This window comes from Actinomadura fulvescens (genome assembly GCF_039533225.1).
Lineage (GTDB): Bacteria > Actinomycetota > Actinomycetes > Streptosporangiales > Streptosporangiaceae > Spirillospora > Spirillospora fulvescens.
Genome location: NZ_BAAATD010000013.1, coordinates 240,330 through 254,724, shown reverse-complemented (window position 1 = coordinate 254,724; position 14,395 = coordinate 240,330). Strand labels below are relative to the sequence as shown.

21 protein-coding genes are annotated in these 14,395 nt (G+C 67.6%); all 21 read left to right on the top strand.

Annotated features, from left to right (window positions below; translation table 11 throughout):
* Positions 1-90: 90 nt before the first annotated feature.
* The 21 genes from ABD333_RS37810 to ABD333_RS37710 all read left to right on the top strand — a co-directional run bounded on the left by ABD333_RS37810 (position 91) and on the right by ABD333_RS37710 (position 14,201).
* A complete protein-coding gene (locus ABD333_RS37810; RefSeq protein ID WP_344547402.1) occupies positions 91-948 on the top strand; it encodes a hypothetical protein in 858 nt (285 codons plus the stop codon).
* A gap of 162 nt (positions 949-1,110) precedes the next feature.
* Entirely contained in the window at positions 1,111-1,458 is a 348-nt protein-coding gene (locus ABD333_RS37805; RefSeq protein WP_344547401.1) for a hypothetical protein, read from the top strand.
* 52 nt (positions 1,459-1,510) lie between these two features.
* Positions 1,511-1,933: a hypothetical protein gene (locus ABD333_RS37800; protein WP_344547400.1), complete on the top strand. Its 423-nt coding sequence runs from the start codon at positions 1,511-1,513 to the stop codon at positions 1,931-1,933.
* 331 nt (positions 1,934-2,264) lie between these two features.
* On the top strand, positions 2,265-2,741 hold the full coding sequence (locus ABD333_RS37795; RefSeq protein ID WP_344547399.1) for a hypothetical protein: 477 nt from the start codon (positions 2,265-2,267) through the stop codon (positions 2,739-2,741).
* Between the two features lie 44 nt (positions 2,742-2,785).
* Positions 2,786-3,217, top strand: a complete 432-nt coding sequence (locus tag ABD333_RS37790; RefSeq protein WP_344547398.1) for a hypothetical protein — start codon at positions 2,786-2,788, stop codon at positions 3,215-3,217.
* A gap of 337 nt (positions 3,218-3,554) precedes the next feature.
* The gene (locus ABD333_RS37785; RefSeq protein ID WP_344547397.1) at positions 3,555-3,791 is read left to right on the top strand and encodes a hypothetical protein; all 237 of its coding nucleotides are present in this window, start codon (positions 3,555-3,557) and stop codon (positions 3,789-3,791) included.
* A complete protein-coding gene (locus ABD333_RS37780) occupies positions 3,788-4,687 on the top strand; it encodes a hypothetical protein (protein WP_344547396.1) in 900 nt (299 codons plus the stop codon). The genes ABD333_RS37785 and ABD333_RS37780 overlap by 4 nt, the downstream gene beginning before the upstream one ends.
* Before the next feature lie 6 nt (positions 4,688-4,693).
* The gene (locus ABD333_RS37775; protein WP_344547395.1) at positions 4,694-5,410 is read left to right on the top strand and encodes a hypothetical protein; all 717 of its coding nucleotides are present in this window, start codon (positions 4,694-4,696) and stop codon (positions 5,408-5,410) included.
* Positions 5,410-6,312, top strand: a complete 903-nt coding sequence (locus tag ABD333_RS37770) for a hypothetical protein (protein ID WP_344547394.1) — start codon at positions 5,410-5,412, stop codon at positions 6,310-6,312. Before ABD333_RS37775 ends, ABD333_RS37770 begins: the two co-directional genes overlap by 1 nt.
* Before the next feature lie 452 nt (positions 6,313-6,764).
* Positions 6,765-7,010 carry a hypothetical protein gene (locus tag ABD333_RS37765; protein ID WP_344547393.1) on the top strand — a complete coding sequence of 82 codons (246 nt, stop codon included), beginning with the start codon at positions 6,765-6,767 and terminating at the stop codon, positions 7,008-7,010.
* A complete protein-coding gene (locus tag ABD333_RS37760) occupies positions 7,007-7,306 on the top strand; it encodes a hypothetical protein (protein WP_344547392.1) in 300 nt (99 codons plus the stop codon). Before ABD333_RS37765 ends, ABD333_RS37760 begins: the two co-directional genes overlap by 4 nt.
* 169 nt (positions 7,307-7,475) lie before the next feature.
* On the top strand, positions 7,476-7,952 hold the full coding sequence (locus ABD333_RS37755; RefSeq protein ID WP_344547391.1) for a hypothetical protein: 477 nt from the start codon (positions 7,476-7,478) through the stop codon (positions 7,950-7,952).
* Positions 7,946-8,227 (top strand): hypothetical protein, encoded by a 282-nt coding sequence (locus ABD333_RS37750; RefSeq protein WP_344547390.1) that lies wholly within the window; start codon positions 7,946-7,948, stop codon positions 8,225-8,227. The genes ABD333_RS37755 and ABD333_RS37750 overlap by 7 nt, the downstream gene beginning before the upstream one ends.
* 162 nt (positions 8,228-8,389) lie before the next feature.
* The gene (locus ABD333_RS37745) at positions 8,390-8,938 is read left to right on the top strand and encodes a hypothetical protein (RefSeq protein ID WP_344547389.1); all 549 of its coding nucleotides are present in this window, start codon (positions 8,390-8,392) and stop codon (positions 8,936-8,938) included.
* Complete coding sequence (locus tag ABD333_RS37740; protein WP_344547388.1) at positions 8,929-9,309, top strand: hypothetical protein; 381 nt, start codon at positions 8,929-8,931, stop codon at positions 9,307-9,309. The genes ABD333_RS37745 and ABD333_RS37740 overlap by 10 nt, the downstream gene beginning before the upstream one ends.
* 143 nt (positions 9,310-9,452) lie before the next feature.
* Positions 9,453-9,956 carry a hypothetical protein gene (locus tag ABD333_RS37735; RefSeq protein WP_344547387.1) on the top strand — a complete coding sequence of 168 codons (504 nt, stop codon included), beginning with the start codon at positions 9,453-9,455 and terminating at the stop codon, positions 9,954-9,956.
* Between the two features lie 157 nt (positions 9,957-10,113).
* Entirely contained in the window at positions 10,114-10,482 is a 369-nt protein-coding gene (locus ABD333_RS37730) for a hypothetical protein (RefSeq protein WP_344547386.1), read from the top strand.
* Positions 10,483-10,671: 189 nt separating this feature from the next.
* Positions 10,672-11,283 carry a hypothetical protein gene (locus tag ABD333_RS37725; RefSeq protein WP_344547385.1) on the top strand — a complete coding sequence of 204 codons (612 nt, stop codon included), beginning with the start codon at positions 10,672-10,674 and terminating at the stop codon, positions 11,281-11,283.
* Positions 11,284-11,395: 112 nt separating this feature from the next.
* The gene (locus tag ABD333_RS37720; protein ID WP_344547384.1) at positions 11,396-11,935 is read left to right on the top strand and encodes a hypothetical protein; all 540 of its coding nucleotides are present in this window, start codon (positions 11,396-11,398) and stop codon (positions 11,933-11,935) included.
* Between the two features lie 381 nt (positions 11,936-12,316).
* On the top strand, positions 12,317-12,622 hold the full coding sequence (locus tag ABD333_RS37715) for a hypothetical protein (RefSeq protein ID WP_344547383.1): 306 nt from the start codon (positions 12,317-12,319) through the stop codon (positions 12,620-12,622).
* A gap of 79 nt (positions 12,623-12,701) precedes the next feature.
* On the top strand, positions 12,702-14,201 hold the full coding sequence (locus ABD333_RS37710) for a DUF3560 domain-containing protein (RefSeq protein ID WP_344547382.1): 1,500 nt from the start codon (positions 12,702-12,704) through the stop codon (positions 14,199-14,201).
* Positions 14,202-14,395: the final 194 nt, after the last annotated feature.

The window sequence follows — 14,395 nt, the reverse complement described above, 5'->3', positions numbered from 1 at the left end:
CAGGACGCCGCCATCATCACCACTCCGGCGCGGCGGACGGGCGACTCCGCCGCTCCGGCTCCCACCACCCGATCAGGCAAGGAAACGATCATGTCCAACGAATCCAAAGCAGAGCCGGCCAACCCTGCCGGACCTGCGACCTCCAACACCGTAACCCGCGCCGAGATCGAGGTCATCGACCGATCGCTCGATGACCTCCCCGTGCTCATCGCGGAGTGGACACAAAGTGACGCGATCGAGCACACCGTCCTCGGCCCCGACCCTGAAGAGGCCACGCACTGGTGGCGCTGGACCAGCACTGCCGGAACCCGGTTCGAGGTCGAGTGGGAGCCGCACTACGAGCGGGTGTTCATCTGGTACCGCCAGGCGGGCTGGGACACCGGCCGCCTCTTCTGGGACACCCCCACGGGCTGGGAACGCAGAACCCAGCCGCTCACCGTCGACCAGGCCCACCGCGAAGCCATAGCGTTCCTCACCTCGAAAGCCACCTCCGGCGTCTACGATCCCCAGCCCCAAGAGATCGCAGCTCCAGACCCCAGAACCGCCAGCCGACCACGGCCCGCCGGCGACACGTCTCGGTTCCATACGACCCTCTCACCCCGCGACGGCCTGCGCGTTCACCGCGCAGGTTGCCCAGGCCTAGCCGACCAGCGGCACACCAAGATCGAGACCGAGCGGAGCCGATTCGCCCAGCAGCTGCAGGCCGACCGCCTCCACGCGGTCATCAGAGCCGCCCTCATCGCTTACTGGCGCCTGGAGTGGGGCGGCAGGGAGCCAGACGTGCTGGACATCGCCGCCGCCGGGTCACAGGCGTATGTCCTCGTGATGGCCCTTCGACACTCCGGACTGCCGATCGACGTCGAGCTCTCAGCGGATCCGCACGGCGTCCGCGATGCCGTGACCGAGGCCTTGCGCGCCTTCGACGGCGTGGAGGCGTCCGATGGGTGAGCTCCGGACCGAACCACAGCGGTTCAGCCTCAAGGCCGCCCCCCGCTGGGAATCGTGGCGCCGGATCGATGACGCCAAGCCGCTCGCGGACGCGTCCGCCGCCTCGGTCTTTGAACCAGGCCGCCCAGCGGACAAGGCGAACCGGCGATGGTCGGAGCGGCGATGAGCACCAGAAACCAGAAGAAGCCCAGCCACGAAGCGGGCTCGATCGAGTGGTGCATCGCCTGCACCGATCCGGACCGGGCCGCCAAGGAACGCGCATACATGCGCGACCGGATGAAGGAGTACGCGGCCAAAGCCCGCGAACACCGCGCGATCGGCGAACACCTCCGCGAGGAGATCCGAACCGCCGACCTGCCCCACGCCGTGTTCACCGCCAAACAGGCCGAGATGCTGCACCACCTGGGCACCGCGAACGCGATGTTCGACCAGATCATGATGTGGCGCGGTGACCTGGAGCGCATCGAGGAGGCCCACGGCCTCACCAAAGGCAACAAAGCCACGCCGTGACGTCGCCCATCCCCTCGCAGGCCAGCCCCACTCACAGCGAATGGAGAATCCCATGCCAATCAGCACCGTCTACCGGATCGACTTCGAGCGCATCGGCGCCAACTACGACATTGCCCCTGCCACTCTCACCGCCAGCGACCCCGGCGAATTGGCCGCCGCCATCCACGACTACGCCCAGCGCTACCGGCCCGGCTACCTCCAGGTTGACCTCACCCGGGACTTGCTGGGCGGCCAACTTCACCAAGGCATCGGGGACCTGCTCGGAACCTTCACCGTCAGCAGGGTCCAGCGCGTCACCGCCGGCGAACTCGCCGAACAGCTCCGGCAATTCCCCGCACACCACGAAGTTTGGGTCGCTGTACCAGGCGCCCCCGAGGGATACATGGCGCTCACCGGCCAGCCGTACGTGGGCCAAGACCCCGATCCCCACACGGGCGACCCCAAGCACTTCGTTGTGCTGCACACCGGCGAATGAAGCGACGGCGACCTCGCCGCTCGTACGCCTGCCCTGAAGCGGCAGCCAAACGGCACACCAAGCCTGTGACCCCAGAAACACGATCGTGGATCGGCATCACGCACCGACTCAGCAACGAGTGACTTCGAAGAGGAGATCAAGGACCTGGCGGTGCGCTTCCGCCGACCGGATCGGCGTATTCCCGACGGACCGATGCGCCACCGGCATGCGGTTCATGCCGGATAGCGCCTCCGCCCCTGACACATCACCAACCCTGGACGGCCCGCTCTTCACCGCGGGGCGGACCCGCTCATCGCGCCATCGAAAAGGCAACCCAATGATCATCATGTTCGTGACCCCGCCCAATTCCTTCGGGCACACCCGCGTCGCCGAATGGCCGCCAGCCGGCCGACACCTGAACATCTACATCCAGCACCGCAACACCGGCGCCATGACCGGCCCAACCCAGATCGCCGACGACCGCACCGCACGCGCAGAGTCCATGGCCAAAGCGCGGGAAGCCGCAGCACGGGTCATGGACGTGGACGTCGCCGACGTCCACGTCCGCTGGATCGACGCCTCCCCCGACCGGACGCGACACACCGACACCTGGCTGGCCGCCCAATGGGACGGCCGACGGGCCATCACGGTGCAGCAGATCACCCGCGATGACGACAACAACCCAGTGTGGTCAGCCCGGCGCGGCCACACCAGACACTTCGACCACGACCTAGGGCTGGGCGAAGCCGCCATCGAGGCAAAGGGCCTGATCGCCCAGGCGCTCGCCGGCCTGCTCCAGGACGCGCCGTACCGCCCAACCCCACGGTGAACGCCATCAGCGAAGTCGCCCACCCGACCACACGGAGTCCCACCATGACTCAGTCAACGACGACGCCCGCGCTGGGCATCCTGGTCGTCGCCGCCGGAGTCCTCAACGGGCCCTTGCCGTTCGGCACGTATTGGGAGGTCAACCCCACCGAACCCGCTCCCAAAGTAGCCGGACCAGGTGTCCGTGAGCACTACACGTTCCGGAAGCTCACCACCGAATCAGACCGCCAGCAGCCCGATCGCACCACCGCGAACCGTCCGGAGGCCGTCCTGCCGGACGACACCGTTGAGATCATCCTTGACGGCCTGAATCGGTACTACAACGAGATCGGTACCTGCTGGTACTGCACCGGCCTCGAACTGGCGGCGCCGGTGAGCAGCGGCCACCAGGAGCCCGACCGGCCCGTCGAGATCGTCAGCATCGCATTCTTCCGACTGACCGATGCCGCGGCCCGCGCTGCGGGACTGCTCGACTGACCCGTACTCGCCGAAGCCGGGGGCGCCACCGACACCGGAGGCGCCCCCGGTGATCCGTGGCGAATCACCGTTCTCCGCCTCGAATCAACACGCACACCGCCGCCATCGAAAACCCCGCTGGTCTCAGGCCGGGCACCGAGCCGGCGTCCGGACTGGAATCGCTGCTGACCTGGCTCATCGCGCGGCAGACGCTGCCACCCGACTTGAATCCACCATCATGAATGGTATATTTAACTATGGCGAAAGAGGGGCTATGTCTCTCGCGAATTGAGGCTTTCGTCCAGCCGTTTTCGTCGGGCCGTCCACCACCGGCCCGCACCCCACCAAGGAGTCACCTGTGGCCAAGAACGGCCCTGATAGCCACCCCACCACCGAGGAGGCCATCGAAACGCCCGGCCCCGACGGGGGCATCGCCGCCTTCCACTCGCAGCTCGTCCGCGGCGGCTTCACCGACGCGGGTTGGCAGGAGCTGAAGCGGGAGTGGACCGAGCTTAAGGAGCACTACCTGGCGATCGGGTCTCGGCTGCCCGGCCCCGAGCGCGCGATGGCCGCCAGGACGGAGGCGACGCGATGACCACCACTCCACCCGCCAGCCACCCGGTCCGAGACGGGTCGTTCCTGGTCGCGGCGCCGCCCATCCTGCACGGCGGACCCGACGGCCAGGGCCGGAACCGAATCTCGCTCACCGCCGGGCCTTGGATCCCCACCGACCAGTGCAAGCTGGTCCCCCACGCCTTCACCACCCTGTGGGAATCGGTGGTGCGGCCCTACGCGGCCGGGTTCGGCTACTACGGGACCGAACGTCAGCAAGAGCTCCTCGACCGCGCCCGCTCCGCCATGCACGCCGACCACGCCGGCCAGGCGCCCACCTCCCCGGTGGTGGCGACTCTAGTCGAGGCGGGTTCCCTGGAGGTGTGGGTGCTGCGTCGCTGGGACCGCCACCACGACGAGGTGACGCTCTGGCCCGACGAAGATGCCGCACTGAAGCAACTGGCTGCCTACGCCCGGTCGAACTGGGCCAACGTCGCCTGCCGTGAGGACGTCCCCGACCAGCCGCCAGCCGACGACCGCGACGCTGTGCGGCTGTACTACGGCCCCAAGGGCGAGCGCGGCGACGAGGACTACACCATCTACGCCGACGAGGTTCACAAGAGCGTCCCGCCCAGCGGCACCAGGCTCGTGACGAAGGACTACCAGTTCCCCAGCGAGGAAGACTGCGATCGGGCCAACCGTTCCGCGGTGTTCCACCCCGTCCGCGCCGAGGACGGCCTACCTTGCATCGAGGTCGGCGGCGTCTTGGTCTTCCTTTACCTGGACCCCGATGAGGAAGCAGTCCGGATCTCCATCCACCTCGACACCGTGGACGAACAGCTTGTCCGGCCGGACGACACGGTACCGCTGCGGGCGGACTGTGAGAACGGCGTCATCTTCGACGACCCTCACAAGGCCCTGCCCGAGGCGGGGGACTGAGCGGCGATGAGCCGCCAGTTGGCCCTGCGGATGTCACCCGCAGTCGCGTTCTACCAGGTGGATCTGGCAGAAGCCGAGGAACTCCTCATCAAATGGCGGCATCCGCTGCACCTGCCCGACGGCGATCACCCGGCTGGTAGGCCGTACACGCGCCCGTTCGGCAGCCTCGCGTTCGTCATGGAGGACCGTGGCCGGCACGCCGCTGCGATCGTGCTGGCGTCCACGATCAACCCCTCGGTGTCCAAAATCCACGGCTGGCACCGCTACAACACGGTCGACCTCGCCCGCATCGCCCGGTCCCCGGACCGCCGCGACCAGCACTGTCTACGTGCGGTGCTGCGGATCGCACGCGACTACCTCGTCCCGCACTGGATCGGCCGGTATCCCGGCTGGGACGCCCGCTCGGCCGAGATGTGCGGAGGCCGCCCGCAGATCGCGGCGCTGGTGTCCACGTCGCTACCCGGCACGCCAGGGCACATGTACAAGTTTGACGGATTCATCAAGATCCGCGAATCGAAGGGGCCGAAGGGCGGAGGGCACCAGAATCCGAGCGCCGCGAACCTCATCCACGACGGGGCGAGGGGCCTGTGGGCCTACCGCTACCCGGAACCCATACGACCCGACGGCAATCGGCGCGCGGGCAGTGGCCATCGTCGTCGGAGCAGCACACCGGCACTGGCGGGCACCACCGGGCCTCACCAAACTCCAGGAAAGGACGTCTGATGACTGACCAGGTCACCAAGCATCTGTGGGAGTACGACCACCCGTACTATTGCGACCCGCACAACTGGTTCGTACCGCTCGACCAGGACAATGGGCAGAACCACATTCACCCCTCGTGGCCAGCGTTTCTCGGGTTCCTGGACCGCAACGGCTGCAACGACCCTGACACCTTTCTCGTGTTCCGATGGGACTGGGACCGTGATGAGGACCCGGACGACGGGGACGAGCCGCGCAACGACCTGAACCTGTCGGTCATGCTGCAAAGCCGCGGCGACTACGGGCACCACACCGTGCGCATGACCGACGAGGACGAACCCGCCGCGCGCGCATGGCTGACCGAACGCGCCAGCACCACCGCCGCGATCTGGGAGCCGCTCCTTCCCACAGCGGAAGCGCTGAAGAAGGCCGAGGAGGAGACACAACGACTCCGAGCAGCGGTGGAGTCCTTCCGCGCTCCGCTGGACTGGCACAACGCCGACCACCGGGCCCGGATCCGGGAAGGCATGGTCGACACGCTCCAGACGATGACCGGACGCCCGGCCGAGGACATCGCCGACCAGCTCATGCGCTACAGCGACTCGGCGATCTGGGCAGTGGAGTGTGAGCAAGCCCGCACAGCCGAGCTCGCCGGCGCCGTACACGCCTCCGCCGCCGAGGTGGATCGGCTTGAGCCGCCGGTAGCGACCGCCACGATCCGCGACGGCTGGCTGCTGTGCCCGCACTGCGGCGATCGGGACTCAATCGTGCAGATCGACTCCGCCACACGCAAGCACAGGCTCTCCGTCGCCTCCGACGACGTTGTCGGCCGCCACATGGCGCATGGCGACTTCGTAGTGGACGGGTACCAATGCACGACCTGCGACCACAAGGTCGATGTGCCGTTCGAGGTACAACCCGACTGAACCGATCCGACGACATAAGGTGCGTCGCGAACCTGCGTGCGGCTGCCTTACTGCCGGGCAGCCGCACGCAGGTTCAGCAATGACAACGGCCAGGAATCTGTGAACCCGCGCGGTTGCCCCGCACGAAGTCCAAGATCCGCAACGGCGAGAGCGGCTGGCAGGCGGCCGAGACCAAGCTCGTCAGATTGGGGGCGACGCCGCGGCGCCAGGGGCAGTCGCGAAAGGCCTGGCTGGACGACGCATTGAACGAGATAGGCGCCTCCACCACGACGGCAACCACCGCTACGCCCTCAGCGTCGGCCGCAACCCCGCCGAACGCTCCCGCGTCATCATCGGCTACCGCGCCCGCCCGTACCCCAAACCGAGTTTGCCCACCCATTCCGGTTGATGTATATTTAACTATGTCGGAACGGGGATTCGTTCCGATGAGCCACCCACCAGGAAGGACATTCATGGGAATCCGAACGCACATCGCTCTGGCCAGCGGCATCACGATGAGCGTCGTTGACCCGCGCAGCCTCGACGTCTTCGAGGAGGGCGAGGTCACCGACATCACGCGCGCACTGGTCATCAGTGATCCAGGCAACATGGAGCAATGGGTCGTCCTTGACAACCGGACCGCCGAGCACCCCGAGCGCGGCCAAGACCTGGACCAGCAGCTCGCAGTAGCCAGGACCATCGCGAAGGACGCCGCATGATCCGCACGTACTACGCGGCCGTCACCGCAGACCGCACTGGTGCCAACATCTACACCGCTGGTATCAACTGCCTCGCCTGTGACCCGACCTACGACCCGCACTTCCGGACGGGCGTCCTCTGCACGGCCCCAGCCGAGCACGCGAGTGTCACCGTGACCAACTGGGCCGCGAACGATCACGGACACGGCGGAGACGTGATCCAGGTAGAGGCCGAATCGTTCAGCGACGCGCGGACTCGCGCCCTGGCGAAGGCGGGCAGACGAACGTCCGCTCCCGCAGCGCCCCCGCAGCGCTGAATCCCATCCTCTATCAAGCGTGGGACGGGCAACCCCACCGCTCTCGTACGACCACCACACCAGGCGAAAGGCATCCTCAACCATGACTCCCCCACCCAGCGCACTCAGCGCGGAACCCACCCGAAAAGTGGCCCAGACCGGCGAAATCCTGGCAGGCATCGAGCGCCAGATGACCGCCCTTCGCACAGGTGCGCTGGCTCCCAGCCTCTTGGCCCACGCCTGCGCGCTCGTCCTGGACGCCTTCCCCGACGCCACCACGCTGGGCGTCAGCCTGCCGCGCTTCTACACCAAGGGCTATCCCGACGTAGCCGTGCACACCGTGCGGGATTCCGACGGTCGACGCCTCTACGACTACGACCGGGAGATCGGCTACCTGGCGGAGTATCTCTCCCCCACCGGCAAGGATTGGGCCGGAACGCTGGACGAGATCGTCCACCTGCTCAATCAGCACACCCTGCTACTCAACAGCATCGACTGGCCGCGCGACGATCGGGACGACCCCGAGTACCGCACGATCGCACTGAAGGCGATGGTAGACGCCCTCATCCCCGAACTCCCCGCCCCCTCCACGCCTCGACCAGGCAAGCAACACGCACGGGACTGCATGTGCCCCCAGCCGCCGAGGTCTATGCCGAACGAGTGCTAGTCAAAGGACACACGGCCGAGTGCCCGCAGAGCGAGCCCCGCCGGTACGCCTGGCAGAGCGACGGGCATCTGTGCGTCGGCACGCTGGCCGAGTACGCCACGGCGTGGGAGCAGGGGCACTGCTACGGCGACCTGGAACTGTCCGCGGAACTGCGGACCTGGTCCGAGACCTACCCCCTACAGGTGAGGCCCCTCACCACCGACGACAACTGGATCTCCTACCAGTTGGCCGCGGGCAACGAGTCGGTCAACCTCAGCATCGACGGCCGGAGCTGACCCCCGCCCGCTCGGGCCGGTCTCCCGCCGGCCCGAGCGAGGGGGCCCGGCACGATCAGCCACGGCCCCCAGGGGGAGAGCGAAGCCGAGCCCCTTTTCATCCACGCCGGAACGGAGGGCAACCCGAACCGGCACCACCACCACGACCAGGAGCGACAAAGCGTGATCGCGACCCTCTTCACCCCCGACGAGATCGAATGCCTCGTCCGCACCGCAGCCGAAACTGTCGGCACCGCCAGCGCCGACGACTTCCCCGACCTCAGCACCCGCCAGTTCCACCTGTCTGGACGCGCCTACCAGCATCTGGAGGCCGAGTGCGAGGGCCGCAGCCAGACATCGCCCTCCACCGCGCTGGCCAGCGGCCCCAACCGCCGCGTCTGGCTGCTGTGGCGCTGGTCACGCTGGGACGGCGAAAGCGTCGAGGCCTACGCAGATGAAAGCGCTGCGGTCGCCGACCTCGCCAGCGAGGCCCGCCAGAACTGGGATGTCATCGCCGGAAACGACGGGATCCCCGACACCGCGCCCGAAGCCGACGACCTCGCCATCGCCCACTACTTCGGGCCACCCGGCGAAGGCGATACCCGCGGCTACCGGCTCCTGCTGGCCGACGTGCAGACCTCACCGAAGACCAGGCTGCTGCCGGAGCCGCGCACCTTTCCGACCGGCGAGGACTGCGCCCGCGCCATCGCAGCGCCGTGGCCATGGCGATGACCGAGCCCGGCACCCTGCCCTGCCTCCAGGTCGCCGGCATCCAGGTCTACCTCTACCTCGACGCCGACGACCACGTCGTACGCGTCGCCGTGCACCTCGACACCACTGACGAGGAACTGCTTGCCAGCGACGGGACGGTCCCGATCGAGGTCGTCGTCGGCGACACGATCGTGATGGACCACACCGGCCGGACCGCCGACACCGTGCTGTGCGAGCTCCTCGACTCCGCCGACGAGCAACAACAGCAGGCCATCCGCGACGCCGCGATCACCGCCGGGCTCCTGTGGCGCTGCACCTGTGATTGGTACAACCCCGGCGACCGGCCACGCTGCGACTCGTGCGCCTCACATCGCCCACACGCAGTTCTCTGACCTGCCCATTCGTTGGTCGCCGACGTCGAGCCCAGGCATGGCCCCGTCGCAGCCCGGCCAATGGCCCATCCCGCAGCGCCCGAGGGCCGCCAATGCCGTCCGCGCCCTCGGGCCCCTCACCTCCCCCCAAGCAAGGAGAACCGATGGAATCGCAGATCATCCAGCGCAGCACATTCAGTCTGATCGTCGAAGAACTCGCCGTGCGCGGCGTCGAGTGGACCACAGAACAAGCTCCCGACGGCCGGTCGCTGTGGAAGATCGACGGCAGGCTGTACTCCAACGGCGAGCTCGCCGACACGTTCGGACCGACCTGGTGGGCTGACAACTGGCATCGCCTCTGCACGCCGATGTGGGGCGCCATCACGACCCCCACTGAATTCACCGTGCGTGAGGTGACCTTCCACCTAGCATCCGCCGCCCGCGAGGACGCGCTGGCATGGACGGTGGCCCGCTGCGCGTCAGCAGGCGACGGCGAACCCGAGCCGGTTGCGCTCGTCCGCCGCATTCCGCCTCAGTATCCCGAGACGATCGAAGGGCGGTACATCGTCGAACCGCTACGGCGCACAACCAACAGCACGGCGTTCACCACCTACGCCGAGTTGGACAAGGCCCTCCCCCACATCGCAGATCAACTCGGCCTCACCTGACCTAGCAGGTTGAGCGCCGAACCCGCCCCGGCCGAGCCCGCTGTCAAACCCCTCGGCGTTTCAGGAACTTGACCACCAACATCGGGAGGGCTATATTTATCTATGTCGAACCGGAGGACAACCCGGTCCGGCGCCACCAATCAGAAAGGGGTCTGCCATGGCCGAATCCTCCAGGTCGGAGACCATAACGATCGATCCCTTGCGTAGGGCGATCGAAGCTGCACGGGCCGCCCGTCTCCGGATCACCGAGCACCACCGGGCCGACCACTTTGCGGCCCGACTCGCGACCGTCTCGATCGCCGAGGACCTGCGTCGGCTCACCGACCATCTCACCCGGCCGCGGTTCCGAGTCAGGGCCACCACCGAGGGAGGAGACCAGGAGATCATTGAGACCTCGTTCGGCCGGGCCAGCTGCTTCGTCGCCGAACTCACCGACAAGGGCGCGACCACCGTCCACATCGACGAGCTGCAAGGCACCGTCTGGGAGCAGGTCGCCATCTACGACGGCAACAGCTGGCATCTGTAGCCCCACGGCTCGCCGGGCCGCAGAAGCAGAACCATCTGCGGCCTGGCAACCCCCCGCTGCGCCCAGCACTCGTTGCGGCCCGGCGGCCCGAGCACGCGAGGTCAGCAGCAGCGCCGCCGCCCGCGCAGCAAGCCGGGCGGCCGTCCCGGAGGGCAACCCGGGGCCGACACCACCGACCAGGGAGCAAGTGTGAGTTCTTTCAATGCCCACCACTACGCCATGGCTAAGGCCAGGTACGGGAACCGTCAGCACCTGGAGGCCCACGAGCGTGAGATAAGCCCGCGCGACCTACGCAGCGGCATGCTCATCCGAGACCGGATCAGCGAGGCGTCCTGGCAGGTCGGCGTCATCCCGATCCTCAAGCGCGTCATCACTGGCTTCGAGCCCGGCCACTACGCCCCAGACGGCGACGGCGGCCGGGTCTGGGTGCCCGAGCAAGACGACCCGAGCAAGATGATCGGCAGGCCGGGCGGCCGCTACAGCACCGAGATCATCGCAGGCCCGCAGAGCGTGGTCATCGGCGGTCGGTCCGAGGTGACCACCACCGCCCAACTGCACGTCGTCTTTGTCGACGCCGACGTGATCACCCGCAAGGTGCCCTGCGTTGGCGGGTTCGTCCCGCTGGGGCGCCGGCGGACACTCGACACAGCCGGCCTCGGCGCCAAGTTCCGGCGCATGAACGGCCGATTGGTCGGCGGGTGCCCTACGTGCGGCCGCACCACGGCCCTCAACGCGCGCGGCAGCACCTACCCCCACAAGCGCCAGATCCACGAGATCACCCCCCGCTGGCCTTCTGCCTGACCACGACCGAGGCCGCCCTGACACCCGTGAGGGCGGGCCCGGGATCGCATCCGCCGTTGCAGCCCGACACGGGCGGCGAGCGACCACTCAACCCCTCACGCCAAGGAGAGGCATGGAACCCCAGCAGCAGATGATCACCCTTCCCCACAGCCGCCTCACCGGACCTGACATCGGCCTCACCGTCACCGAGCTGAGGACCCTGGAGCACCACCGCGGCATCGCCTGGACCGCCGTCCTCCAGCAGCACGGCCGACGCGTCGGCACGATCGACGACGACGGCAACGGCGGCGAAACCTACTACCACCCCGACCCCGGGAGCCCCTTCGGCTATGACCAGCTCAACGCCTACGCCGCCCAATGCCGCCGTGACGGCCAAGCCATCAGCACCGAAGGCGTTCTCAACGACCTCACCGAGGAACACGAGACCGCCGAACTCATCACCGATGCCGCGACCCGAGGCCGCACCCTCGCCCGCAGCATCGACCCCGAGGGCTTCACCCGTGACCGCCTGGAGGTCCGACGGGCCGCCACCCCCGAACAGACCATCACTCGCTACCTCACCCCCGTCCCGGAGACCACGCCCGGCGCGCGCTGGTACCTGTGGGACTGGCAGGCCGAGCAGTGGATCAGCGTCCACCCTCCGACTGGCTGACGTCCTTGACGCGCCGGACCAGCCGCAAACGCACGGTCGACCTCTCCCACTCCGCACGCGGGAAATGACGGCCAAGGCTCCTGCCTGATCCAGCCGAACAACGCGTCCCCTTGTTGATCCGAAGGAAGCCCGGGGGTGGCCGCCGCGACCGCGCGGGCCCGCCCCCGGGACACCAGTGCCCTAGTTCGCCTGGTTTGGCCCGTGGCGCCCCTGGAACAGGTTCGGGAGGTGATGAGATCGCCGGAACAGGTGCCGACCCGGCAGAGCGCGAGAATGGGCGGCCGGGTGTTCCTGCGGCTTGCCCACGTCTCCATAAATAGGTATATTTAACTATGTCAAAGCGGGGTGCTGATCGATGTCGAACCCGAACAAGGAGGAAGTATGAATGAGGGCTCGGACTACCAGGTGATTGCGAGTGTCCATCACGCGATGGGTTCCGACGTCGATGCCGTCGACCAGGGCACGCGGTACTGCGCGACCATCGACGAGCTGGCCGACCTGTTGTGCGCCATCCTCGACCGCGAGTCCGCCCGCTTCGAACCATGGCCGCTGGAGGAGACCGCGACCACGCAGCAATGGCGGGAATGGTTCGTCGACGCCATCGAGCAGCAGGCCCCGCTCGGTCCACTGACGCTGCCGCTCGGTCCTACCAGGCGCGTCGTCATGGACATCTGGCAGCGGCTCTGACCGGGCCAGACCTGGAGCACACCCGCCGGCCCGGAGGGCAACCCGGACCGGCAGACACCACCACCGGACGGAGAAACACGTGACCATCACGCTCAAGCACACCCGACAGCACGGCACCCTGGCCTACGGCACCTGCCGCGGAGACGGCGCGGGCAAGATCCTGCACCGCTTCAACTTCAGATTCTCCGAATGGCTGCCAGTCGACGACCAGCTCGGCGAGCCAGTCTTCTACCTGCCGCACTCGCGGCGTCGCACGGCCGACTCCTGGAAACTCGACCAGGCCAAGACGGCGCTGGAGGAAGCAGGCTTCACCGTTGAGATCACCGTCGACAACGTCACCCCGGCGACCGGATTCGACGACCTGGAGAACGAGCGCTACACCCGCGCCGAAGCCCGCGCCACCCACTACCAGGACAAGGCGTCGTCCGCCGACGCTGAATCCGAGGCGATCCGCAGTCGGAACAAGCAAACCTACGATGCGCTGAACGGAACCCCGATCCTGATCGGGCACTACAGCGAGCGACGCCACCGCAAACTCCTGGACCGGCTGTGGAAGCGCGAGGGCAAAGCATGGGAGCTGTACGACCGCGCCAAGGATTGGAGAGCCAAGGCCGACGCCGCCGAGCGGTTCCAGCATCGCCGCGAGAGCGCCGGAACGACCCAGCGCCGCATCGCGCGGCTGGAGAAGCGCCTCCGACAGATCGACAAGCTCATGGCCGGTCGCGACGACATCCTCTGGGACAACCCCACCGAGTGGCCCGGTCCAGTCGATGCCCAGCTGGAGGAGTACCGCCACAAGGGCGTTCCGGTCACCGTCCTGGCCACCAAGGACAACGGCGATGCAACCCGCAACGTCTTCGTGCACTTCGGTGTCTCCGAGCAGTACAAAGCCGAACTCACCGCCGAAGTCGTCGAGATCACCGAGGAGATCAGCTACTGGGAGATGGTGCTGGAGGCCACCGGCGCAAAGGTCTACACCAAGGCCAACATCTCCCGCGGCGACTTCATCAAAGTGAGCGGCAGGTGGCTGGAGGTCACCAAGGTCAACGCCAGATCGGTCACCGTCCCGGACCGCTTCACCAGGGACACACCCCACATCCACACCTGGGACGCCCTGGCCGCCGCCCAGCGTCACCCCCACACCAGCACGGTCCCCTACGACGAAATCCACGGCATCCTGACCGGCACCGAGGCCAAGGAGCGCTTCCCCGCCGCGTTCGCCGCCCCGCTGGAGGGCGGCAAGCCGCCGCGGCGCACCACCGCCAAGCGCGCCAAGAGCTACAAGCTGGAATACCGGGGCGGCCACGACTGTGAACGCTGGACCTTGCAGGTCGGACCGGATCGGTACTCCGCAACCTGGAAGACGCCGCCGTCCTGGTACGGACCACCGACGCCGATCGACGACCCGGCACCCATCGTGATCACCAAGGCAGCGGAATGGGGCCGCCCCGACGAACCGGTCACCGAACTGACAGTGCCCGCAGGCATCCGCTGGCGAGAAGACGTCCAGAACGCTCTCCACGCCTGGGCCGAGCCCTGGGCCGCCGAGCAGCAGGCCAACCGCACGGACACGACCTGATGCCCGCCCAACACGGAGGCCCCTTCGCCAAGGTGCTCACCAGCCACTACATGATCAGGATCGTCTGGCGCACCGACGCCCACCCCACCCGGATCCGCCCGGCCTGAGCCGACACCGGCGAGTAGATCAGCGCGATACTCCCCTCGCCAAGGGTGGGCTCCTGGCTGCCACTGGTGACGCGCAATCTTTTCCAC